The sequence below is a fragment of the Mucilaginibacter sp. BGA-UO-ETr-C110 genome (assembly GCF_059567985.1).
In genome coordinates this window covers 3,345,679-3,371,333 of record NZ_JCAQPB010000002.1, presented here as the reverse complement: position 1 = coordinate 3,371,333, position 25,655 = coordinate 3,345,679, and the positions used below count along the sequence as shown (strand labels likewise).

General features: G+C 43.7%; 26 protein-coding genes. 12 read left to right on the top strand and 14 right to left on the bottom strand.

Features of this window, described 5'->3' with window-relative positions:
- Positions 1–13: 13 nt before the first annotated feature.
- Positions 14–1,198 (bottom strand): efflux RND transporter periplasmic adaptor subunit, encoded by a 1,185-nt coding sequence (locus AC57BQ_RS14705; RefSeq protein WP_496407003.1) that lies wholly within the window; start codon positions 1,196–1,198, stop codon positions 14–16.
- Between the two features lie 17 nt (positions 1,199–1,215).
- Entirely contained in the window at positions 1,216–2,703 is a 1,488-nt protein-coding gene (locus AC57BQ_RS14700) for a TolC family protein (protein ID WP_496407002.1), read from the bottom strand.
- Positions 2,704–4,213: 1,510 nt separating this feature from the next.
- Between AC57BQ_RS14700 and AC57BQ_RS14695 the strand changes: the two genes are divergently transcribed.
- Positions 4,214–5,125 (top strand): polysaccharide lyase, encoded by a 912-nt coding sequence (locus AC57BQ_RS14695; protein ID WP_496407001.1) that lies wholly within the window; start codon positions 4,214–4,216, stop codon positions 5,123–5,125.
- A gap of 2 nt (positions 5,126–5,127) precedes the next feature.
- Here AC57BQ_RS14695 and AC57BQ_RS14690 read toward each other — a convergent pair whose 3' ends face one another.
- Positions 5,128–6,054 carry a glutamate--tRNA ligase family protein gene (locus tag AC57BQ_RS14690; RefSeq protein ID WP_496407000.1) on the bottom strand — a complete coding sequence of 309 codons (927 nt, stop codon included), beginning with the start codon at positions 6,052–6,054 and terminating at the stop codon, positions 5,128–5,130.
- Between the two features lie 135 nt (positions 6,055–6,189).
- On the opposite strand from AC57BQ_RS14690, the gene AC57BQ_RS14685 reads away from it, so the two are divergent.
- A complete protein-coding gene (locus AC57BQ_RS14685) occupies positions 6,190–6,891 on the top strand; it encodes a head GIN domain-containing protein (protein WP_496406999.1) in 702 nt (233 codons plus the stop codon).
- A 90-nt stretch (positions 6,892–6,981) separates the two neighbouring features.
- On the opposite strand, the gene AC57BQ_RS14680 is transcribed toward AC57BQ_RS14685, so the two are convergent.
- Positions 6,982–7,323 (bottom strand): YciI family protein, encoded by a 342-nt coding sequence (locus tag AC57BQ_RS14680; protein ID WP_496406998.1) that lies wholly within the window; start codon positions 7,321–7,323, stop codon positions 6,982–6,984.
- Positions 7,324–7,469: 146 nt separating this feature from the next.
- Positions 7,470–7,976, bottom strand: a complete 507-nt coding sequence (locus tag AC57BQ_RS14675) for a DUF6265 family protein (protein ID WP_496406997.1) — start codon at positions 7,974–7,976, stop codon at positions 7,470–7,472.
- Between the two features lie 188 nt (positions 7,977–8,164).
- On the opposite strand from AC57BQ_RS14675, the gene AC57BQ_RS14670 reads away from it, so the two are divergent.
- The gene (locus tag AC57BQ_RS14670) at positions 8,165–9,010 is read left to right on the top strand and encodes an SDR family NAD(P)-dependent oxidoreductase (protein ID WP_496406996.1); all 846 of its coding nucleotides are present in this window, start codon (positions 8,165–8,167) and stop codon (positions 9,008–9,010) included.
- Here AC57BQ_RS14670 and AC57BQ_RS14665 read toward each other — a convergent pair.
- The 5 genes from AC57BQ_RS14665 to AC57BQ_RS14645 form a co-directional block, all read right to left on the bottom strand.
- Entirely contained in the window at positions 8,994–9,491 is a 498-nt protein-coding gene (locus AC57BQ_RS14665) for a nuclear transport factor 2 family protein (RefSeq protein WP_496406995.1), read from the bottom strand. The genes AC57BQ_RS14670 and AC57BQ_RS14665 overlap by 17 nt on opposite strands.
- Before the next feature lie 50 nt (positions 9,492–9,541).
- Complete coding sequence (locus tag AC57BQ_RS14660; RefSeq protein ID WP_496406994.1) at positions 9,542–10,393, bottom strand: glycoside hydrolase family 25 protein; 852 nt, start codon at positions 10,391–10,393, stop codon at positions 9,542–9,544.
- Positions 10,394–10,486: 93 nt separating this feature from the next.
- A complete protein-coding gene (locus tag AC57BQ_RS14655; RefSeq protein ID WP_496406993.1) occupies positions 10,487–10,879 on the bottom strand; it encodes a group III truncated hemoglobin in 393 nt (130 codons plus the stop codon).
- 413 nt (positions 10,880–11,292) lie between these two features.
- Positions 11,293–12,411 (bottom strand): epoxide hydrolase family protein, encoded by a 1,119-nt coding sequence (locus AC57BQ_RS14650; protein WP_496406992.1) that lies wholly within the window; start codon positions 12,409–12,411, stop codon positions 11,293–11,295.
- A gap of 732 nt (positions 12,412–13,143) precedes the next feature.
- On the bottom strand, positions 13,144–14,046 hold the full coding sequence (locus AC57BQ_RS14645) for a gliding motility protein GldB-related protein (protein WP_496406991.1): 903 nt from the start codon (positions 14,044–14,046) through the stop codon (positions 13,144–13,146).
- Between the two features lie 760 nt (positions 14,047–14,806).
- Between AC57BQ_RS14645 and AC57BQ_RS14640 the strand changes: the two genes are divergently transcribed.
- Together AC57BQ_RS14640 and AC57BQ_RS14635 are read left to right on the top strand one after the other, a co-directional pair.
- Positions 14,807–15,244, top strand: a complete 438-nt coding sequence (locus AC57BQ_RS14640; protein WP_496406990.1) for a MarR family winged helix-turn-helix transcriptional regulator — start codon at positions 14,807–14,809, stop codon at positions 15,242–15,244.
- 87 nt (positions 15,245–15,331) lie between these two features.
- Positions 15,332–16,591: an MFS transporter gene (locus AC57BQ_RS14635; RefSeq protein ID WP_496406989.1), complete on the top strand. Its 1,260-nt coding sequence runs from the start codon at positions 15,332–15,334 to the stop codon at positions 16,589–16,591.
- Between the two features lie 114 nt (positions 16,592–16,705).
- On the opposite strand, the gene AC57BQ_RS14630 is transcribed toward AC57BQ_RS14635, so the two are convergent.
- Positions 16,706–17,074: a winged helix-turn-helix transcriptional regulator gene (locus AC57BQ_RS14630; protein ID WP_496406988.1), complete on the bottom strand. Its 369-nt coding sequence runs from the start codon at positions 17,072–17,074 to the stop codon at positions 16,706–16,708.
- 122 nt (positions 17,075–17,196) lie between these two features.
- Between AC57BQ_RS14630 and AC57BQ_RS14625 the strand changes: the two genes are divergently transcribed.
- The 4 genes from AC57BQ_RS14625 (at position 17,197) to AC57BQ_RS14610 (ending at position 20,311) form a co-directional block, all read left to right on the top strand.
- Positions 17,197–18,159, top strand: coding sequence for an NADP-dependent oxidoreductase (locus AC57BQ_RS14625; protein WP_496406987.1), 963 nt, complete (start codon positions 17,197–17,199; stop codon positions 18,157–18,159).
- Positions 18,160–18,565: 406 nt separating this feature from the next.
- A complete protein-coding gene (locus AC57BQ_RS14620; protein ID WP_496406986.1) occupies positions 18,566–19,534 on the top strand; it encodes a zinc-binding alcohol dehydrogenase family protein in 969 nt (322 codons plus the stop codon).
- Between the two features lie 80 nt (positions 19,535–19,614).
- Positions 19,615–20,034, top strand: coding sequence for a DUF1003 domain-containing protein (locus tag AC57BQ_RS14615; RefSeq protein ID WP_496406985.1), 420 nt, complete (start codon positions 19,615–19,617; stop codon positions 20,032–20,034).
- Between the two features lie 31 nt (positions 20,035–20,065).
- Positions 20,066–20,311 carry an acyl carrier protein gene (locus tag AC57BQ_RS14610; RefSeq protein WP_496406984.1) on the top strand — a complete coding sequence of 82 codons (246 nt, stop codon included), beginning with the start codon at positions 20,066–20,068 and terminating at the stop codon, positions 20,309–20,311.
- A 26-nt stretch (positions 20,312–20,337) separates the two neighbouring features.
- On the opposite strand, the gene AC57BQ_RS14605 is transcribed toward AC57BQ_RS14610, so the two are convergent.
- On the bottom strand, positions 20,338–21,384 hold the full coding sequence (locus AC57BQ_RS14605; protein WP_496406983.1) for a hypothetical protein: 1,047 nt from the start codon (positions 21,382–21,384) through the stop codon (positions 20,338–20,340).
- A 157-nt stretch (positions 21,385–21,541) separates the two neighbouring features.
- On the opposite strand from AC57BQ_RS14605, the gene AC57BQ_RS14600 reads away from it, so the two are divergent.
- Positions 21,542–22,123 (top strand): Crp/Fnr family transcriptional regulator, encoded by a 582-nt coding sequence (locus AC57BQ_RS14600; protein ID WP_496406982.1) that lies wholly within the window; start codon positions 21,542–21,544, stop codon positions 22,121–22,123.
- 114 nt (positions 22,124–22,237) lie between these two features.
- On the opposite strand, the gene AC57BQ_RS14595 is transcribed toward AC57BQ_RS14600, so the two are convergent.
- On the bottom strand, positions 22,238–22,648 hold the full coding sequence (locus tag AC57BQ_RS14595) for a cupin domain-containing protein (RefSeq protein WP_496406981.1): 411 nt from the start codon (positions 22,646–22,648) through the stop codon (positions 22,238–22,240).
- A 259-nt stretch (positions 22,649–22,907) separates the two neighbouring features.
- On the opposite strand from AC57BQ_RS14595, the gene AC57BQ_RS14590 reads away from it, so the two are divergent.
- Both AC57BQ_RS14590 and AC57BQ_RS14585 read left to right on the top strand, forming a co-directional pair.
- The gene (locus tag AC57BQ_RS14590) at positions 22,908–24,101 is read left to right on the top strand and encodes an MFS transporter (RefSeq protein WP_496406980.1); all 1,194 of its coding nucleotides are present in this window, start codon (positions 22,908–22,910) and stop codon (positions 24,099–24,101) included.
- Between the two features lie 33 nt (positions 24,102–24,134).
- On the top strand, positions 24,135–24,488 hold the full coding sequence (locus AC57BQ_RS14585) for a YybH family protein (protein WP_496406979.1): 354 nt from the start codon (positions 24,135–24,137) through the stop codon (positions 24,486–24,488).
- Between the two features lie 27 nt (positions 24,489–24,515).
- On the opposite strand, the gene AC57BQ_RS14580 is transcribed toward AC57BQ_RS14585, so the two are convergent.
- Positions 24,516–25,331: a DUF6597 domain-containing transcriptional factor gene (locus tag AC57BQ_RS14580; RefSeq protein ID WP_496406978.1), complete on the bottom strand. Its 816-nt coding sequence runs from the start codon at positions 25,329–25,331 to the stop codon at positions 24,516–24,518.
- Positions 25,332–25,655 lie beyond the last annotated feature (324 nt).

Here is a 25,655-nt window from a genome sequence, read left to right as displayed (position 1 = left end):
TTTGGCGATGCGATTAGCGTCCGCCCTTACCACCTGCTGATGGTGCAATCTTATTAGCAGTTGTGATCCGCGAGCCATCATGTAATAACTGCACACCATCAACCACAATCCGTTCACCACTGTTAATACCGCTTTTAATGATCATGTTAGGTCCAATAGTTTGACCAACCTGAACCTTTTTCTGCACGGCAACCAATTTCTTTACCTTTTTTATAGCAGAGTCGGCACCGGCTTTAGGATTATTCATCAGACTGTCTTTCGCGGTATACACAAAGTATTCGCCCATTTGCTCAACCACCGCTTTGCCGGGAACCAGCAACTGAGGACCTTTCTCTTGATTATGAACTCGCACCACGCAACTCATACCAACCCTAAGCATTCCTTTAGGATTTGGAAACACAAGCCTGATGGTAATAGAGCCTGTTTGCGAATTAACCGCGCGATCTATCACCGAAATTTTTCCGTTTACCGGATAAAGTGAATTATCGGCCAGTAAAATGGTGAAAAGGGAATCGGTAGTTTGGTGTTTGTTTTGTTGTAGCAGTTCAAAACGCGGAAGCTGTTTTTCATTGATCACAAAATCCACAGCCATTGGGTCATCAGTAGATATGGTATTCAACACCGTTGAACCGGCTGTAACTACATTACCCAGTTTTACCTGGCTAAAACCTATGGTGCCATCAAAAGGTGCATACACAGTGGCATAGTTTAAGTTTGTACGAGCCGTTTTTACCGCTTGATCAGCCGATTTTACCTGGCTCTGCGCGTTTTGCAGGGTAATTACCGCGTGATCATAAAGTTGTTTGGCAACTGCATTATATTTATTTAAATACTCATAACGATCGGCATCCTGTTGCGACTGTACCAAAGTACCTTCGGTCACCTTACGGTTTGCTACCGCGGCATCATAGCTGTCCTGGTATATGCGTCTGTCGATTTCGTATAGCTTCTGACCTTTTTTTACATGTGTGCCTTCTGTAAAAAATATGCCTGTTACAGCACCCTGCACCTGCGGAAGCAGGGTAACCTGGCTAAGCGCTGCGGTAGTTGAAGGATATTGATCATAATACAATACATGCTTCTCCTTAACCTTAAATAAGTTAACAGGAACTTCAGAATTAACGGGTGGTTGCTTTTTATTGCAAGCTGCCAGAATAATAAGGCTTATAAAAATGGCATTTAAAAATACTCTTTTCATTGAGTTTGTTTTTTATATTAATAAGTAATATCTCCCATTGCTTTTTCCAGGTCAATTTTGCTTGATAGCAGCTGGAACAGCGAATTGGTGTAATTTATTTCGGCGGTAATTAAGTTGGATTCGGCGGTGATCACGTTCAGGTAAGCCACAATACCTTGTTTATATTGAAGGTCGACCACAAAGTATACCCGTTTGGCCATGGCCACATTTTTCTGCTGAACATTAAAGTTGTAAAGGTTACTCCGGTAATTGGCCAATCCGGTGGCGTACTCTTTATGTAGCTGCAGTTTAAGATCTGCCTCATCCCAACCGATCAGCTGTTCCTGTAAATGTGATTTGTGCAAATTGTGGAGGCGGGCAAAACCGGTAAATATGGGTATGCTGACTGATAAACCCACCAATGAACTTGGATAGGCTTTGGATAAGAGATTCGGAAAATTATTGTTAGCGAATTGCGCGCTATAATTAAAAAATCCGGACACGGTAGGCAAAAACTGGTACCTGTAATAGCTGCTTAATTGAAGCTGCAGATCTTTCCGTGTTTTGATCTGTTGATACTCTATCCGTTTTTCATATTGTAATTGCCTGGTGGTATCAATCTGGATGTCATTCATCATTTGTACCGTATCGATACTTACATTAAAATCCTTATCCGGCTCATAACCCATCAACTGTTTCAAGTCCGCGTATTGAGGGACTATATTTTCGTTGGCCTGCTTAAGCTGGGCCCTGGAGTTATTGAGCGTAATAGTAGCCTGCAGATAATCTGTTTCGTCTACAATGCCACCCTTGTATTGATGATAAGTATCGCGAAGATTTTTACCCAGGCGGGTTGTGTCCTCTTTTAAAACGTTGATTTGCTGCAGCGTAAGTAATACATTGTAAAACGACTTACTTACTGCAGATACCAGGAATATTTTGGTGCTGTCGGTTACTTCCTGGGCCTGTTTAACCAGCAAAGGGGCAGTTTTAGCCGCATACAATAAATTAGGACTTACTATAGCTTGTGTAACAGCCAGTTCGGGAATAAATGTATTGGAGTAGCTCGAACGCACATTAGTGGTAGAGCCGGTACCTGTACCCGTACTGCCTGTGCTCGTACCACCAGTACCTACACCGGTTGATATATTGGCGTTGGATTGCTGTATATAATGGATCAAATTGCCGTTTGCATTGGCCTGGGGCAACCATGCCGATAAATTAATGGCGTTGGTTGTTTTGGCTATATCTACATTGATCAGCGATTTGTTCAGCGCTGGCTGATGGATCATAGCATAATCAATGCACTGTTTTAGTGTCATAAACTGATCACTGCCATTGCCCGAATTTGTAGCATTAGGCATAACAGGAAAGCCAACTTTATTGGTGTCCGGGATATTTTCCGGAACGGGGTACGATTTGGGTTTAGGTTTACCGTTTTGCGCATGAACGCTCAACGATAAAAATAAGATACCCGCGAGTACAACGAAAGGGGTGCGGTTTATATTAAACTGTATTTTATTCATTTCAAAACATGTTGTTTGTGTTTTTCAACACATCCGTATTTAGTTTTATCAGAAGATGTTTCGATCTATAATTTTTTCTACTTGTTTTTTGAGTAACAAATTTTAAAAACCAGATGAACGAGTTGAGATATGGCGCGTTATTTCCCAGAAAAACGGAAACACGGACGTATCAGGAATTGAAATTTCTATAGCTTAGAAGTTTCAATCAATTTATAGCAGGAAATAGCAGGAAATAGCAGGAGAGGGTCAGATTCTAAGCGTACACAAGCTCAGATAAGAGTTCGTTGATCGAATGCCTGGCTGACTTAAATAAGTGTCGCGCTTTTTAACTAAAGTCAGTGAGATAAGGCTGCCTAAAAAGAAAGATAAAATAAGTGCAAAAGTCTTATTGGGAGGAGTTATTAAAGCTTTGCGGTTATTTTCTATACCGCGTTGAAATAATATCCTTGCATTACCCGCGCTTTGATTTTTATGAAGAAGATCTATACTTGAAGACGACAGGGACTTGTTGATAGGGGTATAAAACTTAGGCATAGACGCGATATGGATCAAAGTAACAGCCTCGTATATCACTAAAAGTGATAAAACAATATATTGCCTTATGATTTGTTTCCGCGTTTTCACGACATAATTTTAACTGCTGTAAAAATACAGTTTTAACTATCAACTGTTTTGTAATTATTTAGATACAAGAAATAATACCTCAAATAAAATAAGTTCGGGATTTTAATAAGAAAGAGTTTATCAGACTAAATAAGGGCTAAATAACAGGAACAACAGGCTTTTTCTGTCCTTGTTATTTATTTGGTGATTCATGAACTTTTCATGAAGACGCTCTGAAGAAGGTCAGACGGTGATGTTTTGGGTGCTGCCTTTTGTCCGTTGGGATTTCCGGTGCCCGTCCAGGTAAAGGTAGCGTAGCCAAATGATGATGAATTAGAGCTTATTGTTAAATTACTTACAGCAGGGTTACAATATGGTGTATAGAAGTTATTATTAATTATTAATATGTAAAATAATTAATAATCCCCTATGATGCACGCCTGACAAGGTTTAAACGAGATGTTTTTTCTGCTTATTATCGAATAGTTTATCAGGATTTTTCGCAGTAATTGATTTTAAACGAAGTTGTTATGATATGCTCTACGAAAACGATTGCGCAAATAAAGTCACCATATTGTTACAATATTATCTTTTAGTTAAATAGTTTTGATATGATGTTACAAGGCTTACTGCCTGTACAATAACCAATTAACCAAGTGGAAGTCAGTACTCATTTGGAGCTTAAACCGCAATCAATACATTAATAATTATTTATTAAAATTAACGGAATTGAAAAAATAATACATTTCGCAGGGCATTGCCATGCTTGTACATTTCATATATATCCGCTATAACCTTATCACCAGGGCGGATATATGAACCTGAGTTTTACAGTTGAAAACCGCTGCAGCAAATCATCAACTTTTAACTATAACCAATTAACCATTTATCATTTAAAACCAGTATTATGAAAAAGAACTTTTTAAGATCGGGAGCAGCTATCATGCTTATCGGTCTCTCGCTTACCTCCTGCAAAAAGGAAGCGAATGCACCTTCAAACAATGTTGATGACAAACCAGTTGTAAACGGCCCAAACCTGGCGGTTGACGCGGTAAACAACACTTTTACAGCCAATTGGAATAACCGGACAAATGGGGCTACTTACACCCAGGCACAGGCCAACGCCGATTTGGGTAATACCAGCTCCTGGAATGATCGTGCTTACACCACCAACGGTAAGGATAACACCGTAGGCAGCCGTGTTACGCTGCTGCCCGGCCAGCTTTCTGGCGCGGGTGGTTTGGTAACCAATATCAGTATAGGTGCCGGTACCGCTTACGAAATGGATTACGATGTAAAATTCCACAGCCAGTTTAACTGGAGTCGTGGTGGTAAAGTGGGCTTTGGTTTCGGTATAGGCGAACACAATACCGGTGGGGATGCCGCCTGGGATGGTAACGGCGGAACTTTAAGGCTAATGTGGTATTCGCCCAATTCCAATCCAGGCCGGGTTTATTTTCAGCCATATCTTTATTATAAGGATATGAATGGCGGCCCGTCATCAGGTAACAACTTTGGCGATACGTTTGGTAAAACGTACCCCACCAGTGGCGCTTTGGTTAAAGGACAATGGTATCATGTGCACATGTATATTAAAAGTAATACAGGCAGCAGCACCAATGGCCACGCGCAGATCGTGATTGATGGCACTGTTGTACTTGATCAAGACATCCGGTGGACAACCAACGATTCCGAGCGGATGATTGACCAGTTAACTTGGCATACCTTCAGAGGAGGCAGTCAGGATTATTGGACAGCCACCACTACTGATTATATCTACTATGATAATCTTAGCGTACACCGCATAAGTACAAACTAAATTTAAACATCAGACCCTGTCCCGGTAGTTACCGGGGCAGGGTTATTTTTATAAAAAGAGAGTACTACCCCGGTTAGTTGCTCCCAGTTGTTGACAGTGATATCCAACCCCAGCATACCGGCTATCATGGTATAAATTTGAGCCGGGCTTTTACCGTTTTGACGCAGGTAGCGTACCGAAGTAGCTCCTGCTGATTTGGACAGTTTCTGGTTCAGTTCATCTGTAAGTAAAGGATGATGATAAAAAGTAATATTCTGAAATTCGTTTTTGCCAAGGGCCAGCGCCAGTTCATGCTGAGCCAGGGTTGACGACCAAAGATCCTGCCCGCGAATGATCAGATCGACCCCATAATGCATGTCATCTATTACCGAAGTAAGCTGATAGGCCGGAAATCCATCTTTTTTCCTGACCACAAAATTTTGCATCTCAACGGGTAAAACGGCGGTCACTGGTTGATCATTATAATCCCGAATGGTTAACTCACGATTATTATAAGTATGCAAACGCCATGCGGCATCTTTTGTATCCAGGGGAATTTTACGGTCAAAGCAAGTACAGGCTTCTTTTTCAAGCTGTTTACGTGAACAGGTACAGGCAAATAACAATCCATTATCCTTCAATTGTTCAATAGCCTTCGAATACAGCGTCAGCCGGTGCAGCTGCGAATAGTTATCCTTAAATTCTTCGGCATTACGCGGCCCTTCATCCCAGGGTATCTCTAAAAAATTCAGCGTGTCAAAAATGTCCTGTATATATGCTTGTTCTGCACGGGCCTGGTCCATATCATCTATTCTTAACAGTATTTTAGCCTCGTGTTGTTTCGCCAATGCCGCTGTAAGCGTAAATGACAATACATTCCCCAGATGTAAAAAACCACTTGGGGTGGGCGCTATGCGGGTTTTGTTAAAATGGATAGGCTGAGCCGACATTTATTTTATGAACTTTATGTACTAACTTCATCCAAAATAGTATAAAAAACCTGTTCCGGAAAGAAAATCCCTGTCCCTTATTATTTGTTGCAACTATTTACCTGAATATAACGTCTTCTAAAAAACAATCGAATTATGAAAAGAAAAATCTTTATCCTGTTTGTATCAGCTATAACCATGCTGACCTTAAATACCTTCGCCCAAAGTGGGCAAAGCAGGTCTGTTTCTGGCTTTAACAGTATTGAATCAGGCGGCCCTTTTAATGTACATGTTAAAATTACCGGCACCGAAAGCGTTAGGCTTGATATTGATGACGATGTAGTTAATGATGTTAAAACCGAAGTAGAAGGCGGTGTTTTAAAAATAGGTTTCCGCCATAATTTTTCGTTACGCAACCACAACATCAAGCGGGGCGATATTTATGTTACCGCCAAATCGCTTAGCGCCCTGGCCAACAGCGGATCGGGGAACCTTGATCTTGACGGGGTTTTAACCGGTCAAAATGTATCAGTTATCTTAAGCGGATCAGGTAACATGCGTGCCGCTGTAAAAGCATCCACACTGGAGTCGCGCATCAGTGGTTCTGGTGGTATTAACCTTAAAGGTAGTACCGATGCTGCTGAATTTCGTATCAGTGGTTCTGGCGAGATCAATGCTAAAGGTTTAACTACCGAAACGCTTACTGCTACCATTAGCGGTTCAGGCGGTATATCAGTAGTAGCTAATAAAACCGTCTCCGCACGTATTACCGGCTCAGGAGGAGTATCCTATTCCGGCAACGCTACCATAGCCGAAACCAGATACACAGGCTCGGGCAGGGTTAATCATGTGAATTAATCTCCCTTAATTTATAGAAACAGAAAGACCGTTAGCCTGGCGCTAACGGTTTTTCTGTTTTTGAATAAATCTGATAAGTTAACCGTATTCTCAGTGATGGGCAATTGTCCGTACCTCCACACTGTTACCTTCGCCCTGCAAAATAGGGCAGCCTTTTGCAAATTCAACAGCCTCATCAACAGTATCGGCCTTTACAATAATATAACCGCCAATGGTTTCCTTAATTTCGCCGAAAGGGCCGTTGGTCACCGTTTTATTGGCGTGTACAACCCGGGCATCGGCAAAGGGTAAACCGGTACCGTTTACAAATTTATTTTTGGCTGCAATGGTAGCTATCCAGTCCATGGTTTGTTTCATCCAGATTTGCATTTGCTCTGGTGAGGCCACTTTTTGACCATCTTCATGTCGGAAAATTAATGCGTACTCTTTCATTTTTTTAATTTTTAAAGGTTATCTGATCAATGAATTATACCACCATATCAAGCAGACTTTCATCAATTGGACATCCTTTCAGAAAAATTTAAAAATAAATTATGCGATGCAATGTACTGAACCGCTGTATGGTTCCGGGATACAATTTATTTAACCCTGCTCATCGGGAATTTTATAGCGAGTTGTTTCCCTTTGTATAAACCTGATATTTCGGCTGCCAAACTATCCCTGCCGATGAGGTTATAGCTGATCTTTTGCGGAAAATCATGTTCAGGGTTCTCAAAAATCAAACCGGTTGCTGATGATCCGGATAGGGTAAAGGTTACCGGTTTGCCCTCATTCTGGTTTTTAACAGCGGGGATATAATACAGGTTACCATGATGTTCCTCCAGTCGGATGTGCTCGGCAGATACGGTATCCTGGCCCCTTAACTGGTAACTTTTACCCAGGTAAGTGGAGTCGTCGAGTTTTTTCCAGCTCTCCATAGTTATGCCTTTTGCTGTTTTGTTTTGCCAGTTGCCTAATAACCAGGCAGCCTTTTTTATCTGCTGCTGTTTTTTGTGGCGATTTGCACCTGCTTGTGCCGAAACGATACCGGTTGTAATAACCCCTAAGCTGAGTAGCGAAAGTGTAAGTTTTAAAAAGCTATTCATAATTGCAGGTATTTAGATGGTGATAATTCAATTGTACTATAAAGATAATACCTTGCCGGATCATTTAATCGGCGAAAAATGTTTTTGTACCAGGTTAACTTGTTTAGCTTTTTGTGTTTTAAAGGGCTATATATTAGTATATTAGATTTTTGTTTACCCCGTTTCCTAAATCTTATATCACACTTGCCATGTACAACAATTACTATCTCCATAAAATTATTTTAGTAACCGGTGGCGGCTCGGGTATGGGCCGGGCATTATGCGAAAAGCTGGCCGAAATTGGCGCCACGGTGATCTGTACCGATATCAATACTCAAAATGCCGATGAAACCGTGGCCATGATAACGCGGAACGGAAAAAGCGCTGTGGCCCGTAAACTGGATGTTGCCCAATTACCCGATTTTGAAGAGGTGATAGGTGACATTGTCAAAGAACATGGCCGTATTGATATGATATTCAACAATGCGGGGATTGCTATAACCGGCGAATTGCGCGATATCAGCATCGATCAATGGAAAAAGGTACTGGACATCAACTTTTATGGTGTGCTCTATGGTTCGCAGGTGGCTTATCAGCATATGATAAAACAAGGCTCGGGCCACATTGTCAATACTTCTTCACTTGCCGGCGTGGTGGCCTATATCCCTTTAATTACGCCTTATAGCGTATCCAAACACGCGGTTGTAAACTATACCCGCTGCCTGCGACAGGAAGCAAAGCTGTTTAATATTAAAGCAAGCATCGTTTGCCCCGGATTGATCGACACGCCCATCATCGGTAGCTTGCCTGCAGTTAACGCCGATCCGAGCTGGAACCGGGATTCTATAAAACAATTTGAGCCCGGAATATCTGCGGAGGAAGCCGCCAATTATATTTTAAAGGGTGTGGCTCAAAATAAAGAAGTTATACTGTTTCCGCAGATGGCCCGTACCATTTTTCTTTTTGCACGCTATATAAAAACGGGCTACCTGAAAATGGCATTAAAAGAACTAAAAAGGTTCAGGAGTAATTACCGGTTTAATGATCATAGCTGATCACCCGGGTAATTTTCCACTCGTTGTTTTTGTATTGCCATACGTGTAAAAATTTCATGAGGCCAACTACTTCCTTGCCATTTTCGGTATGGGTAAATCTGTGCATGCCAACTTCAATGGCGCCAAAATCTTTGATGGGATAAACTTCCAGACTGCCTTTTACGAGCTCTCTTTTCATACCGGAATCCTTGTTTTGTGCAAACATTTTTTCAAAGTTGATCATGGTCTGGTCGTAATAGGTCAAACCGCCCAGGTCATGGTAAAACTCTACATTTTCCGCGAATACTTTTTTAAGCGCGGTCATATCATGGGCGTTGAAAGCGTCGAAACAAACACTGTCCATATGTAAAATGGTGTTGTACAACTGCTGGTCAAAATGTTTCTGGGTGGTTTGGGCCTGTGCATTATTGCCTAAACCTAAAAATGTACAGGATATTAAAAAGGCTATAGCTATCAGGAAACGGTATATCGGTGTTTTCATGGTTTTTATTTTACTGATGACGATTTGTAATCGTATACCGTTACAGAAAATCATTGATTGATGAGCAATTTCCGGAAAGCCGTGCTATCGCCCCTGAATATATTAAAATCAACTTTCTGATTGATGCCGTTAATGCGGGCTTTATCAGAGTGTTGCCAAAACTGCCAGTTGGTTTTGTTACTGATGTTTAACACCGGCTGGTAGTAATGTGCTATCCAAAGGGTATAATCGTCAAAGTAGCCTTGCAGGTAATCCTGGTAAAAACTGATGTTGGTATAAATAATGGGTTTAACCCCCGTTTTATTTTCTATCTGGTTTACAAACGATAGCAGCTGCTCGCGCATTTTGGCCGGTGGCGTTCTGTAAAGCTGCTCCACATCAACCACCATGGGCAGATCACCTTTTTCCATCTTTACGGTTTGCAGGAAGAACCTAGCCTGCCAGATCCCGCTTTTTTGCGGCAGAAAGTAATGATACGCCCCGCAAATGATCCCGGCTTTAGGCGCCTCGCGCCAGTTACGCTGAAAGTATGGATCGACACTTAAAACGCCCTCTGTAGCTTTGATAAAGGCAAAAGTGATGTGCACGTCATCATCATTCATGGCTTTTACCTTTTGCCAGTTTATTTTACCCTGGTACGATGATACATCGATGCCGTGGACGGTAAAACCAGCCGGGATACGCACATTGAAGTTTTTGTAGGTGCGGTAACGGGTATCCTGCCCTATATCAAGTACCCAGCGCCAGGTAGCGCTAAAGCTCCGCAAAACATAGCCATAATAAAAGGGCGAAAGCAGGATGAGTAACAGACCGACTATAGCTATTCGCCAGTATATAGTGGTTTTTTGCTCCTTTTTCTTTTGGGCCACGGTTTTTCTTTTAGCAGGAGCTTTTGTTTTCACCGGGACAAAGGGATTTGGGATTTCAGTAACTTTTTTTTCGGTAGGTGGCACGGTGCAAATTTACAAAAATGCCGGTATGCCCCGGTAATTCCGCTATAATATATTCAGCGGGTTATTTTTGATATGCGCTATTTTAAGCTGGAACATCTGGGCCATTTTTCCCGCGCGCCATTTGGCCTCATCCGCTTTTTCGCCCCGGAACAAGCTATCTACCGTGGCCGAGAATAAGTTAAGCCAGGCCTCAAAGTGCTGCTCATCCACCGGTAAGCGGGCATGGGGTGGAAAAGGCGCTCCGTTGTAGGTATATTGTTCCAGCAATACAGTTTGCCAAAAGGTATACATTTTTTCGAGATGTGGGAGCCAGTGCCCACCCAGGCGTTCGGTAAATATGGGAACCAGCAGGGCATCGGCAGCTACCCGGGTATAAAAAGTATCTACCAGTAGTTTGATATCATCCAGCGTGGCTATGTCGTGTTTGGGCTCCATGATTTATTGATTACAAAGGTGTGGTTTTGGATCGACAGATATTTAATGATGAAGTAATTTTTGACCGTTTCATTTTTTCTGATGTTAAAACCATCGTCTCCCCAAAAACTTTTTAAACCTTAAATTTTAACACTTTTCTGCTCAAAAACGGGGCAAAAGCCACTAAAAATCACTCGAAAAACCCTCATTTTAACACTTTTTAACAAATTTTAACACGATTTTGATGCGTTTTGAAAACTTTAAAAAGTATTAATTTATTGATAATCAAATTGTTGAATTAAAATAGGTCAGTTTTCGGCCTTGTTTTGTCCTTAACAAAACAGCCCGGTGCCCTTGATAAAGGGGCGCCGGGCTGCGGTTTTATACAATATACGAAAATTGGGGCGGAATAACAAATGGCAGATCTATTACTACTAATTGATACTATAAAAGAAGCTTCTTAATTCATCGGCAAAAACATCGGGTACTTCCAGGGCGGCAAAGTGTCCCCCTTCGTTCATTTTCTTGTAGCTGGTCACATTTACAAAACGCTCCGCCCATTCTTTGGGGAATTGCGCTTCCCTCGGGAATACCGATACACCCGCGGGCACATTACTTTTTTGTAATGGTTTGGCACCACTCCATTGTGCCATGGCATCCACTTTGTACATTTTAACGGAAGTGGCTATGGTTTGTGTAGTCCAGTAGATCATGATGTTGGTCAGCAATTCATCCCTGCCACCAAATGCTTTTTCCAGGATCTCTGGAGAAGCCCCTGCATTGCCGAAACTCAGCATCCAGGCGGCAAGCGCCGCGGGCGAGTCGTTCAGACCGTAAGCCAGCGATTGTGGTTTGGTGGATTGCACCATGGCATATGCGCCTTCGCTGTACCACCACTGCTGCACAAACTGTGCAAATTGCTTTTCGGCTTCGGTCATGGTATTGGGGTCTTCCTGTCCCATGGGATAACCAATATCGGTAAAATGCACGCCCGCCACCACATCAGGATATTTTGAGGCCAAGGCCTTGGTAACGCTCATGCCGACATCGCCCCCGGCCGCGTAAAATTTAGTATAACCCAGGTTTTCGGTCATCAATATTTTCCACAGATCGGCAACCGCTTCGCTGGTGATAGCGGTTTTTTCAGAGAAGCCGAAGCCTGGGATAGACGGAATAACCAGGTCGAAACTTTGATCGCCCTTGGTTAATAAGGGGATGATCTTGTGAAAGCGATAGTAACTATCCGGCCAGCCGTGGGTTAACAAAAGGGGCCTGGAATTTTTGCCTTCGCCCTTAATATATTGAAAATGGATTTTTACACCATTTACATCAGCCGTATATTGAGGGTACTTGTTCAGCTCAGTTTCCTGCTTGTGCCAGTCGTAATTATTGATCCAGTAATTTACCAGCTCTTTCAGATAAGTTTCGCTGGTGCCGAAGTTCCAGCCGGAACCTTCTGCTTCACCGGGCCAACGGGTGTTTTTTAAACGGGTTTTCAGGTCATCTAATACGGACTGAGGTACTGATACTTTAAATGATGTTGTGTTCTTCATTGTTGATATTTTGGGAGTTTGTGAATGGCAGATTGTTGCGCCCCAGATTAGCGACGCGAAAAGAAGAGTTTGAAATTTGCTCATAGTAGTTTATGGTTTTGTTTGAACAAAATATTTTCGCGAATCACCCTCGTTTGGGAATACGAGCTTGGGTATCTAAATGTAACAAACACGATACAAATAATTTAAAGAATAAGCTTTTGGGGAAAGTAGGGGAGAGTCAAGATATAAGAGTCAAGAGTCAAGACAAAATACACGCGTCATTGCGAGCTCATTGATATCAATAAAACCAAATACATCATTAATAATCCCCTGCATACTGAGCGAAAAATGCATGTCGCAGAGCGCTCAATTGCCGCTGAGGCTGTTACTTTGTCTTGATACAAAGTAACCAAAAATCAAGTCAGCAGAGAGGCTTATTTGCCGCACAGGGCTTTTGCCCCGCAAAGCGGTCAGAACCACGGGCTGCAATTATTTTGCTCTACTTCGTTCACACAATCCCGAGCTTCAGCAAAAACTTGCTATGCCCCTTGCAACCGCACAGGCCCCCCATTGTTCTGTCCGCTTTCACCCGAAGCTTATCTGCTGACGGGGAAGGAAAAATTTATAGTACAAAATTATGTTTGTCATGCTGAACGGTTGAAGCATCTATTGAGCGATAGACATGTTGAAGAAGATCCTTCGTTCCTCAGGATGACAAACTTTTTTAAACTGCGGTTTTTTGAAGCTCCTCTACTTCAGATATTGATCCAGATACCCGCTTTTTTTCAGGAAATCTGTGTAGTCTTTAATATTCAGGATATCATAGATAGCCTGTTTTTTATCCTTTGCCTTAGCATAATAATGAGCGGTGATCTGGTAACCCATCCAATAGCCCAGGTCATTGGGGCGGTCGTCTTTTTTTGAAGTTCCGTAAAGCCAGTCGTTACGCTCGGTACCATTCATCCTGGAAACAAACTCTTTGCAAAGCTGATCAGTATGGGCATTACCATAGTTGTTCGCAGCATCGTCGCCACGTGTTCCGGATATCAGTTCGCCTATAAAATCGGCGCTGCCTTCCACTATGCTTTGCTGCAACAGCGTAGGGTTTTCGCCAGTTAAGTTTTGTTGAAAGTGGATCAGTTCATGGGCTACAATCCCCGGCAGGCCATCAATATTGTTTTGCATTTCGGCACCAATAAATAAACCCTGGTCGCCGGAGGTTCCCCCCGAATTATAAGCTCCGATCACAAAATAAACCGGTGGGAATTTGGCCTGTGGATACAAATATTTCAAAGCATAAAATGTGCTCCGGCATTGCTTTTCTTTTTCTTTTATCCGCAGGGTGTTGGTTCTTACTTTTTCATAATCGGCCTGCCGCTTTTTAACCATTTTGTACAGGTTATCGGCGCTCCGGATGCGGTAGGGAGTAAAACCCTTTACGCCATCGCTGCCAATGTCGATATATTCTTTACCGAAAGTGTTTACGGAAGTGTCTTTTTTATAATGGTCAAAAGCTTTCCAGAAATTGTCGATATCGGCGGTTACAAATCGGGCGCTATCGGGCAAGCTGGAGAAACTGCTTTGGGCAAAGCCATGTGCATAAAAAGTGAGCAATAGAGCCGTAAGGATGATGAGTTTAAGGTGTTGACGCATGGTGAGATAATAGTTTTGTATGCAAGACGCAAGAGGAATAAAAAAGGTTGCATTTTTTTGGTCAAATTATTTTAGGTGGCGATGGTGAAGACTTAGCCCGGCACCGTTGCGCTCGCCAGATTATAAAAAATATGTCATTGCGAGCGCAGCGTGGCAATCTCCTGAGGACAGTCTGCGCTTTGTATGGCGTATACCCGCTCTTGGCCGCGGGAGGGCCAGTTACGTTTTTCGTTGTAGTTTGTTTTTTATAGGTACTCAAGATGGCTTCGCCGTATGTCGCCACAAAAGTAACCAAAAAGGCTGTCAGCAGAAATGCTTCTTTGCCGCACGGGGCCTCTGCCCTGCAAAACGGGCAGAGCCACGGGCTGCTAAACCTTACCTCCACTTCGTTCGCTCATTATCCCACGCTTCAGGTAAGGTTCGCTATGCCCCTGCAACCACACATGGCCACCATTGTTCTGCCCGCTTTCGCCCGAAGCTTATCTGCTGACGGGGAAGGAAAACGTACGTCATTGCGAGGAACGAAGCAATCTCTATGCTATACAGAGCCGATCTGCCTATCGGGGATTATTAATATTTTAATTGTTTTTTAAAGGTATTAATGAGCTCCCTCCGGTCGGTTGTCCACGCTGCGCTCGCAATGACGCGTGTATTAAAAGCGCGGGTCGGGTGATTCAACCCCTTCTTTTCTTTATGACTTTCCGCAGATAAAACAATATTTACCTTTGTAAGGTAAACTTACAAGTTTGCTTAATGAATCATGACAGAGCAAAAAGATATCCTGCTGGCTTCTGAGCTGCGTACCGTGGTAACACGGTTGATCAAAAAACTGCGTAAACAATCATCCACTGCCGATAAACTGTCGCTCACTGAGCGATCGATCATCGCGCTTTTGGATAAACATGTGGAATTGCTGCCCAATGAGCTGGCCGCGATGGAAAAGATCACCACACAAAGCATGTCGCAAATATTGAGCAAGCTGCAGCAGATGGAGCTGATCAAGAGGCGTATTTCTGAAACAGATAAACGCAAGGCCATCATCACACTGTCGGATCTTGGTCGTGACCTGTTGTACCAGGTGCGTAATGAGCGTAACGAGTGGCTCAATAAAGCCCTGGAGGCTACCTGCACCGCGGAAGAAAAAGCGTTGCTTAAACAGGCCATAGGCCCCCTAACCAAATTAGTTGATTTTGATTGATCAGACAAATCCTGTATTCTCTTTCCCGTTAGGAGGGTAAAGCAAATCACTAATTCAATAATTCACTAATTCAATCATTGCAAACGGATGAATATAAGCACATTTAATGCCTTTAAAAGCCGCAACTACAGGCTGTATTTTGCCGGACAGTCCATATCCTTAGTTGGTACCTGGATGCAGAAAACCGCTGTAAGCTGGGTTATTTACTCGCTTACCCACTCGGAATTTATGCTGGGGCTTACCCTGTTTGCCAGCTTGTTTCCATCGTTTTTATTCTCGTTCCTGGGTGGTGTAGTGGCCGATCGTTATAACCGTTACCGTTTATTGCTGCTTACACAGGCGGCATCCATGATACAGGCGCTGCTGCTTACCGCGCTGGTATTCTGGGGGCATTATGTGGTATGGGAGATCATCGCGCTGAGCGCTGTACTGGGTCTCATTAACGCCTTTGATGTGCCAGCCCGGCAATCACTGGTGTATGAGATGGTGGATAACAAAGCCGATTTGCCCAATGCCCTTGCTCTGAACTCTTCCATGGTTAACCTGTCCAGACTTATTGGTCCCGGTATAGCCGGACTGGTGCTGGAGAAATTTGGCGATACCATATGTTTCGGAGCCAATGCCTTCAGCTTTATAGCCGTAATAGGTTCCTTATTGATGATGCGCTTACCCAAAACGGAATCTAAAAAACACGATAAAAATATTTTCTCCGAGTTGAAGGAAGGTTTTGTTTATATCAGCAATACGCCGTCCATCAAATCCATCCTCATTATGCTGGCTGCTATCAGCTTACTGGTATTGCCCTTTAGTACACTGATACCGGTGTATGCCAAGGATATTTTTAAGGGTACGGCATCCACCTTTGGTGTTTTGGATAGTTTGATAGGCCTGGGCGCGTTCTCGGGTGCTATTTACCTGGCTTCGCTTAAACCCGGCCATAACCTCAAAAAGATATTGGCTGTTAATACGCTGATATTTGGCGGTGGACTGGTCATTTTTTCGCATATGCCCAGTTATCCGCTGGCCCTGCTGTTCGCAGCGGTTACCGGTTTCGGGATGATGTCGCAGATCACCATCAGTAATACGCTGATCCAAACTACGGTAGCGCCGGACATGCGCGGACGGGTGATCAGCTTTTATGCCATGGCATTTTTTGGAATGCAGCCGCTTGGCGGTTTGCTGGTAGGTTCCGTATCGCAATGGATAGGCACGGCCGATACCGTGATGCTGGAAGGTATAGTAGCCCTCATCATCGGGGTACTGCATTTTCGTTTCCTGCGCAAAACCCAACTCCAGAAGGATACCGTGCATACGCTGGAGCAACAGCCTATGAATACGCTTAGTTGAGATATCAGAATTAAGAGTTAAGAATCAAGATATAAGACAAGCCCCCGTTACCGCAAGCATCCCGCTTGTGGTATTTAAGACATCTTTTTAACCCCTATCCTGGCTGATAAAAGGTTACCGACCGTAAAGTTCGTGATGTTTATAAAGCTCATGATCGGGATTGGAGGATACCAATTCTTCTACCCATTCTTTCAGGTATTCGATAAAAGGGATGAGTTTCTGACCAGACTCTGTTAATGTATATTCCACTTTTGGCGGTACTTCGGTATAAACTTTCCGGTTAATGAGTTTGTCGTTTTCAAGCTCCCTTAAGGTCTGCGTAAGCATTTTGGGCGTGATCCCGGTAATTAATTTTTTTAACTGGCCATAGCGCGATACGCCATGCGTATGAATGCTGTACATAATGCGGCCTTTGTATTTTCCACCGATCCTTTGAAAGGCGAAATCCACACAGCAATCTGGTGTTGGTTTACTAAGTGTCATTTTGTGTTACTCAATTGCCTGATAATCATTATGGTATATTTTTGTTATGTAGGGTACCAAAAAGTGCGTACTTGATGTAAAGATATAAACAATTCAAATTTGTAGTGATAAATATTTTAATCATGAAAGCAATCGTATTAAACGGAACCGGTGACCCCGGAAATTTGACATTGGCAGAGATCCTGGTACCATCTATAAAAGAAAATGAAGTTTTAATTGAAACAAAAGCCATCAGCATTAACCCGGTGGATGCAGCGGTGACCCGGATGCCGGAACTCTTAAATTATGTTTACCAGATTAAAGGCAACGAAAAACAGATTGTATTAGGTTGGGACGTAGCGGGTGTGGTTACAGCAGCAGGTAGTGCTGTAACCCGCTTTAAAACCGGAGATGAGGTCTTCGGCATGGTTAAATTTCCGGGACAGGCTGACGGTTACGCCGAATATGTAGCCGCGCCAGAGGGAGACCTGGTGTTAAAACCCCGGAATACCAGCTTTAACGAAGCCGCCGGTGCTACGTTGGCCGCTTTAACCGCCTGGCAATCAATCGTAACAAACGGCGGCGTTAAAAAAGGTGATAAGGTAGTAGTCACGGGAGCCTCCGGCGGTGTAGGTCACTACGCTGTTCAAATTGCTAAGCATTTTGGTGCCTATGTTATCGCTGTGGCTTCTGCCACCAATAAAGATTTTGTACTGGGCCTGGGTGCCGACGAATTTATCGATTATAAAACCCAACCTTTCGAAGACCTTGTACAGGATGCCGACCTTGTGCATGATGCTGTCTGGAGCGATGATGTACGCCATGTGGAGCGCTCATTAAAAGCGATCAAACCAGGCGGGAAACTTTTAAGTCTTATAGTAGATTTTGATGAGGATATGCAGCAAAAATTAAAAGATAAAGGGGTAGCTGGTATGCGGGTGTTTACGCAGGCTAATCTGGATGATCTGCTGATGATAGCCAACCTGTTGGAAATTGGCGCTATCAAAACCTATGTGTCCGCTACATTTCCACTGGAGCAGACAGCTAAAGCACACGAACTGATCCAGACTAAAAACGCGGTAGGGAAAATTATTGTAACTGTTTAATTTAATAACGTTTCAAAGCAGGGCAGATCAATCATGGTTGCCCTGCTTTTTTTAAAGCTATAACCCTCGCTGCCACAAGCATCCCGCTTGCGGTATTTAATAGACTAATATACAGTTACCATCATGATGACCACAAGCGGGACGCTTGCGGTAGCGGGTGATGAAACCCCTTCCCGAGGGAAGGAATCGCACCGGCCGTCGTTTTTTTGATTCCTGTATAGGCGGGATCTTTAGAAATAGATTCTGTCAATCAATACCTTTTCCGTAATAACATCGCTAAAAAGTAACCAACCCTTAATCTACATTAAGGGTATTTCTTAAGCTTGTTTGTTGGTAGTTTCTTCTTTTGCTCCTCATCTTTGTGTTGTTATTAAAACAATGAACGGTAGAAAAATTAATGCGTATTATGAAAGCAGCAGTAACCCCTAAAGCAGGTAGCCCAGATATAATTGAAATACAGGAAAGACCAAAACCCGAAGTGAAACAAGACTGGATCTTGATCAGGATCAAAGCGTTTGGCATTAACAGGTCGGAGATATTTACCAGGCAGGGCCATTCGCCCAATGTAAAGTTCCCCAGGATACAGGGCATCGAGTGTGTAGGCGAGGTAGAGGAGGATGCTACCGGAACTTACAAAAAAGGACAGAAAGTAGCTGCGATCATGGGTGGCATGGGGCGTGATTTTGACGGGGGCTATGCCGAATATGCCGCGGTTCCGTTAGAAATTACTTTCCCTTTTGAAAGCGATCTGCCCTGGAATGTTTTGGGCGCTATACCAGAGATGTTCCAAACCGTATCCGGATCGCTTACCCAGGCTTTGGAAGTTCAAAAAGGAGAAACACTCTTAATTCGCGGCGGAACTTCATCTATCGGGATGCTGGCCTGTCAGCTGGCTAAACATTATGGACTAACGGTGATTGCCACCACCAGGAACCCTGATAAAGCACCGCATTTGAAAGCCAATGGAGCCGACTATGTTTTAATTGACGACGGTGAGGTTAGCAGCAAACTGAAAAACTTATTTCCCGAAGGTGTGGATAAAGTGCTCGAACTCATTGGTACAGTAACCCTCAAAGATTCACTGAAATGTATCCGGGAAAAGGGTACGGTTTGTATGACCGGGATATTAGGTAATGAGTGGACAATGAAAGAGTTTACCCCGATGGGCGATATCCCTTCTTTAGGCCGGTTAACGATTTATGGTGGAGATGCAGGCAATTTAAATAAAGATCTGCTGCAGGATTTTATCAATACCGTGGCTAAAGGAGAGATCAATTTAAACATTGATAAAGTATTTAAACTGGATGAGATCGTAGCGGCTCATACCTATATGGAAAGTAACCAGGCTAAGGGGAAAATAATAGTGGAAATATAAACCCATACGGGAGCGAAGAGGGGGGCGGCCCAGCCAATTAATTTTTTATATTTATCATACAAAGTTTAACCCCTTAAAAAATGATAAACGGTAAAAAAAATTGGTATCAAAGGCATACAGACTCGCTTGCCTTCGGTCAGCGCCTGGCTGATTCTGTGGCAACCGGCATGGGTTCATGGCGATTCATCATCATTCAAACCATTATTGTTGCTGTGTGGATGTTGCTCAATGTTGTGGCTATTATCGGCCACTGGGATCCGTATCCCTACATTTTATTAAATCTATTATTCTCCACCCAGGCAGCCTATGCCGCGCCGATTATCATGATGGCCCAAAACCGTCAGAATGAACGCGACCGCGCCCAGGCCAATGAGGATTTCCATACCAACGTGGAAGCCAAAAAAGAAATTGAAGAATTACAACTGCGTCTAAACGCCATCGAAACAGATAAGCTCGATAAAATTCTGGCCTTGCTCGAAAAAATGGATAAAAATAATTGATCAGCTCTTTCACTCTTTAAATAAAAAACCTATGTCTGATGTTGTTTTTAACAAACTAAAAAAAATGCTTGATAAAATATTAGGTATTGAGGACGGCAGAATAGTACTAACTCCTGCCACCCGATTTGATGATTTGGTAATGGATAGCTATGAAACCAGGGAGATTGTGGTACAGATTGAGATAGATTTTGATATCAGCATTCCGGATGAGGAACTGGCGAAGTTCATTACAGTTAATGATATGGTTGCTTATCTGGATAAGAAATTAGCCAAATAGCTTAAGTTAGCCTGGTACATTTCATCCTAAGGCCGAACCGCCCAGGCCAGGCCGTCGGCCCCGCGTATATCAATATGGCCGGTTACGGTTAAGGTCTTGAGATCTATCACGGCTACATAATTATCGCCGGTGCAGCCAATAAAGGCGCGTGATCCGTCACCATCTACCAGGATGCCTGCAGCGCCATGGCCGGTATTCACACGCTTTAATTCCTGGTGCGATGCCGCGTCATAAATGAACAGATCGCCGGTCCTGAGGCTGGTGATCAGCACACGCTTGCCATCGGGTGTAAACTGGAGCCGGTTTGCACCTACTGCCTTTGCATCGATATTGCCGGTTGATTTTTTGGTAGTCAAATCGATGATAGAAATGATTCCGTCGGTGGCACCCGCGGTCCATAATTCACGGCCATCGGGCGATACATCAAAGCCCTCCGATCCTTTAGCCACCGGGATAACGGTTTGCACCCATTCATGATAAGCCGGAAGTGTAGAGCTATCCTCCAGAATGCTCACTGTTGCCGCATTAACGTTGGTAGTATAAACCTTTTTCCCATTGTTGGTTACATAGATCATGTGGGTCCGGTCCTCTCCGGTTCCCATGGCCCAATCGAATTTAGCGGTTGCCGGATCGTAGCTGCCAACCGCTTTGGAGCCCTCTGCCGAAAACCACACCTTGCCGTTGGCAAAAGCTAAGCCATGCGGCCCCATCAGCGGCCTGGTATCCAGAGGGGGGAGTGGTTTTTGCGCCACCAGGTCGATCACACTAAGTTCATGAAAACTCCCGCCACCATAGATCGAAACATAGGCCGTTTTTCCGTCTGCTGAAGCGATAACCTCATGCGGATCGGAACCCACCGGGAGGCGCGCGATAACTTTCAGGCTAACCGGGTCAATGATGGCCAAAATATGATCGCCTTTGGAAAGCGCGAGCAGGGAACGTGCAGGGGTTGATTGCGCGGCACATCCGGTTACAGTAAAAACTAAGGGTATGCATAAAAAGCTTACGGCCAATAATTTGACCAGGCTGAATTTTACGATTTTAAAGATGGGGTTGTACGCTGCTTTGTTCATAGGGTTTACAGATTGAAGAAACAGGTAATAATTTGTTGATCTTGTATTTATCGGAAAGTTACCATTAATTATATGATTTTTAACGCTGGCTACCTTGCAGTTGCCGAAACGATAGTGATGCTTTTAGTATATTAGATGCCTGATTAGTATCGCTTTTATGGATAAAGAAGCACTCACCACATTTCTCCTGAACAGCAACCTGGTTTCCTTATCCTCGGCCCAGGAAATTGTTGGGCAATTTAGCCACAAAGTCATTCTTAAAAATCAGTTTCAACTAGAGGCCGGGAAAATATGCGACCAATACCTGTTTCTTGAAAAAGGTTATATGCGCACATTTGCACATGATACCGAAGGCAATGAGGTTACTACCGGTTTTTGTTCGCCTGGCCAGATCATATTGGAGGTGTCGTCTTTTTTTAACCGTACCCGGTCAAAAGAAAATATCCAGGCATTAACGGATTGCGAGGGCTGGTATATCACCTATGAACAGCTCAATCAACTTTTTCATGCCCTGCCGGAGTTTCGGGAATTTGGCAGATGGACACTGGTGAAAGGGTTTTCTCAGTTGAAAAACCGGATGTTGTTGATGATCACCGAAACAGCCGAAGAGCGTTACGCGCATCTGTTAAAAACCAATCCCGAGATATTTCAACAAGCGCCTTTAAAAAATATAGCCTCATACCTGGGCATTACCGATACATCGCTAAGCAGGATCCGGAAGGAATTTTCGAAGAAATAGTAAACGGTTCATTTCTTGTCAATTGGCAAGATGCGATTGCTGAAGGCTAAAAGTAATTAATACAATCCCCGCTACCGACAGACATCCCGGTAGCGGGGAGTATCTTCAGGATGCTTAGTTAACCGGCACAACGAGCGGCTTTCCTTTTTCAACCACGTAGGTGGCGAGCTCCCTGGCTATGCTTGTGCCAACATTTTTGGCCGAATGAACTGTACCGGCTGGTATAAACAGCACGTCACCGGTTTTAAGTGTCACCGCTGGTTTGTCGGCTACCTGATACTCCAGTAAACCTTCCAGTACATAAATGATCTCTTCGCCAGGGTGCTTATGTTTAACGGCCAGGGCTCCCGGTTCAAAGTCGATTCGTGCCTGTACCGTCTCGTATCCGGCGATGCTGAGATCATGACGTTGCAGGTCGTTACGTTTAACACCCTGCTGCTGCGCTGAGGCGGAGGTTGAGATAGTTAATAAGGTCAGTGCAACTATAATAATGATGCCGGCAAGGATGTCTTTTTTCTTTTCCATGGTTTGAGTTATTGTTTTATGATACTAAGTTGTGCTTAATAGCGCCTCCATTCAACTGCTAAATAGGGTAAATAGACAATAGGGGAGCCGAAATGGGCATACTTAGCCCTGAAAGTTTTCCGCGTTCATAAAATAAAGCCCTTGTTACCCGTATGTTATCTTTTTGCAATTAATTGCAATATTTTGCATAATAATGCAATTTGTTAAATTTTATTGCATATTATTGCAATGTAAAATTCAAACACCTTTTAAAATTTGCATGATGAGCGATCTTAGAAAAGCCAGAATAGCCAATTCCTTAATGTTTTTAGTTTGTGGTTTGGGTGTAGCCAGCTGGGCACCGCTGGTGCCCCTGGCCAAAACAAGGCTCGGTCTGGATAATGGCAGTCTTGGCCTTTTATTATTGTTTTTTGGTGTTGGCGCCATGATCACTATGCCGCTTACCGGTAAGCTGGTTACCTGGTTCGGTAGTAAAAGGGTTATTGTGGTTTCGGGGACTTTGATCGCGGCCATATTGCCTTTGTTGCTGATCCTGGATCATACCTATCAGATGAGTATATGCCTGCTCATCTTCGGGGCATCCACCGGGGGTATTAATGTGGCCATGAACGCGCAGGCTATCAAAGTGCAACGATCGTATGGCAAACATATCATGTCATCCTTTCATGGCTTATACAGTATAGGTGGTTTGGTAGGTTCCCTGGGCTTTGGATTGTTGCTCAAAGCCGGGCTGGACGCCATGTCAACCATTATTTTTATATCCGTTTTGCTGGTGCTGATCACGTATTCACAATTCTCCCGTTTAATGAGCGATGACGCTGTGGAAACACCTGAGAAAACCAATAAAGGTTTTACACTGCCTTCGGCCGCCTTGCTAATATTGGGTGCTATCTGTTTTATATCAGCCCTGGCCGAGGGGGCCATGTTGGATTGGAGCGCCGTTTTTTTAACTGCTAACCGGCATTTAAGTATCGAATTTGCAGGCGTAGGCTACGCCATGTTCTCCGTGTCAATGGCTATTATGCGTTTAACGGGCGACAGTGTTATAGCCGCCGTAGGAAGACTAAAAGTGGTGATATGGGGCAGCATCATCGCTTCGGCAGGATTGATCATCGCTGTTTGTTTCCCGTACGTGAGTTTGGCCCTGGTGGGTTTCCTGATGGTGGGCCTGGGTTGTGCCAATATCATCCCCATTCTGTTTTCAACGGCGGGTAATATGCCAGGGCTTGCGCCGGCTTATGCACTCCCGGTGGTTACTTCTATGGCTTATGCCGGTATCCTGGCTGGTCCGGCGCTTATCGGTTTTATAGCGCAATTGCTCACACTGCCGCTGGCACTGGGTGTTATCGGGATATGTATTTTATTTGCCGGGCTGATCTTTAAAATAAACGACGGCAGGAATAAGGCTGTTCCAGTTTCAGAAGGAGTTGAAGAAATGGCCTATAAAAACTAAAAAGCGTATATTTATATATCATAAATAAACCAAATGGATACTCAAGCCATAGCACTCGACTGGATAGATGCCTGGAATAAACGGGACATTGACCGGATCATGACGCACTACACAGACGATATTGTATTTTACTCGCTCACGGTTATTAAAAGGTGGAATATTGCCGATGGTAAGATCATCGGGAAAGAAAACTTAAGGGCACATTTTTTAAAAGGACTGGAGCTGGCCCCCAACCTGTATTTTGAGTTTATTGATATGCTGAGTGGGACGGATGGCATCACCATTATTTACAAACGGGAAACCGGAGCGCTGGTGGCTGATGTAGCTGTTTTGGACGAAAATGGAAAGGCCACGCTGGTAAAAGCTTACTACGGACAGGCGAGGTAAATATCCGATCTGCAAAATGCCTGATACTTATATCACCTTCTCATAAAAATTCTCCACTTGCTGCATGGATTGCTTTTGATATTGCAGCGGCGAGCAGCCGGCAAACTCTTTGAACGAGCGTATAAAGTGCGACTGATCGGCATAGTCGTTTTCATAGGCCAGGTCGGTAAGGCGGTCGTGCTGGCCAAGGCGGATTTGGTTGAGCACTGCCTGGAACCGGGAGATCCTGGAGTATAATTTGGGTGATATACCTACATATTGCTTAAACCTGCGTTCAAAACTACGCTCCGAAAGTTGCAGATAATCCTGCAACTCCTTAAGTGAGATATTTCCTTTTGATTGAACAATACGGGTTATGGCAAACTGCATGGTCTCATCTTCATACCGGGTATTTTTTTGGAGCTTAAAAAACAGGTAGGCGGATAATACCTCTATGCGGTCGGTCAGTGATTCGGTCTCCAATAGCTGCTCTGATAGCAAAAAGCCGTCTTTACGGGCTATCAGGTCAAGGCAGGTGCAATCGTCGGTAAGTTCATAGGCATCAAACCCGAATATGGCTTTGATGGCGTTGGGGAAAAAACAAACACCAATGGTACTGAAAACGGCGCCAAACTGAATATCGGCATGGCGGGTTGATTGCCCGTAGATAAAAATATGGGGTAGTTTTTTATCAAACTGGTACATAGGCCCCTTATCGGGCGACTGAAAGATCAGGCCCGGGCAGCCCTCGGCCATGGTTCTGAAGGAACGGGTAAACACAGCCGAATCGTCGCTTTCCAGTGTCCAGAAAAAGCGGATATGGTTTTTTAGATAGTCAGGCGGTGATAACTGACGGTAATTCATTATGGTTTCAAGCAGGTGATATACAAATATAAGTATATTATTAATCAGATATTTATGCGAAAATCTTCTTTTTTGTGGAGGAATAGACGGAGGGTAAGAATCAAACGTGCGGTATCGACTCACCACCCCCTCTATGCGCCTGTGTTCTCTCCACGCGTCATTGCGAGGTACGAAGCAATCCCCTTTATGCAGGGCGAATAATGCAAGTCGTAGAGCGCTCAATTGCCGCTAAGGCTGTTACTTTTCCTTGATGAAAAGTAACCAAGACCGAGCGTAGCGAGATAATGAGCACCAATAAAAAAACAAACAACAGCGAATAAATCA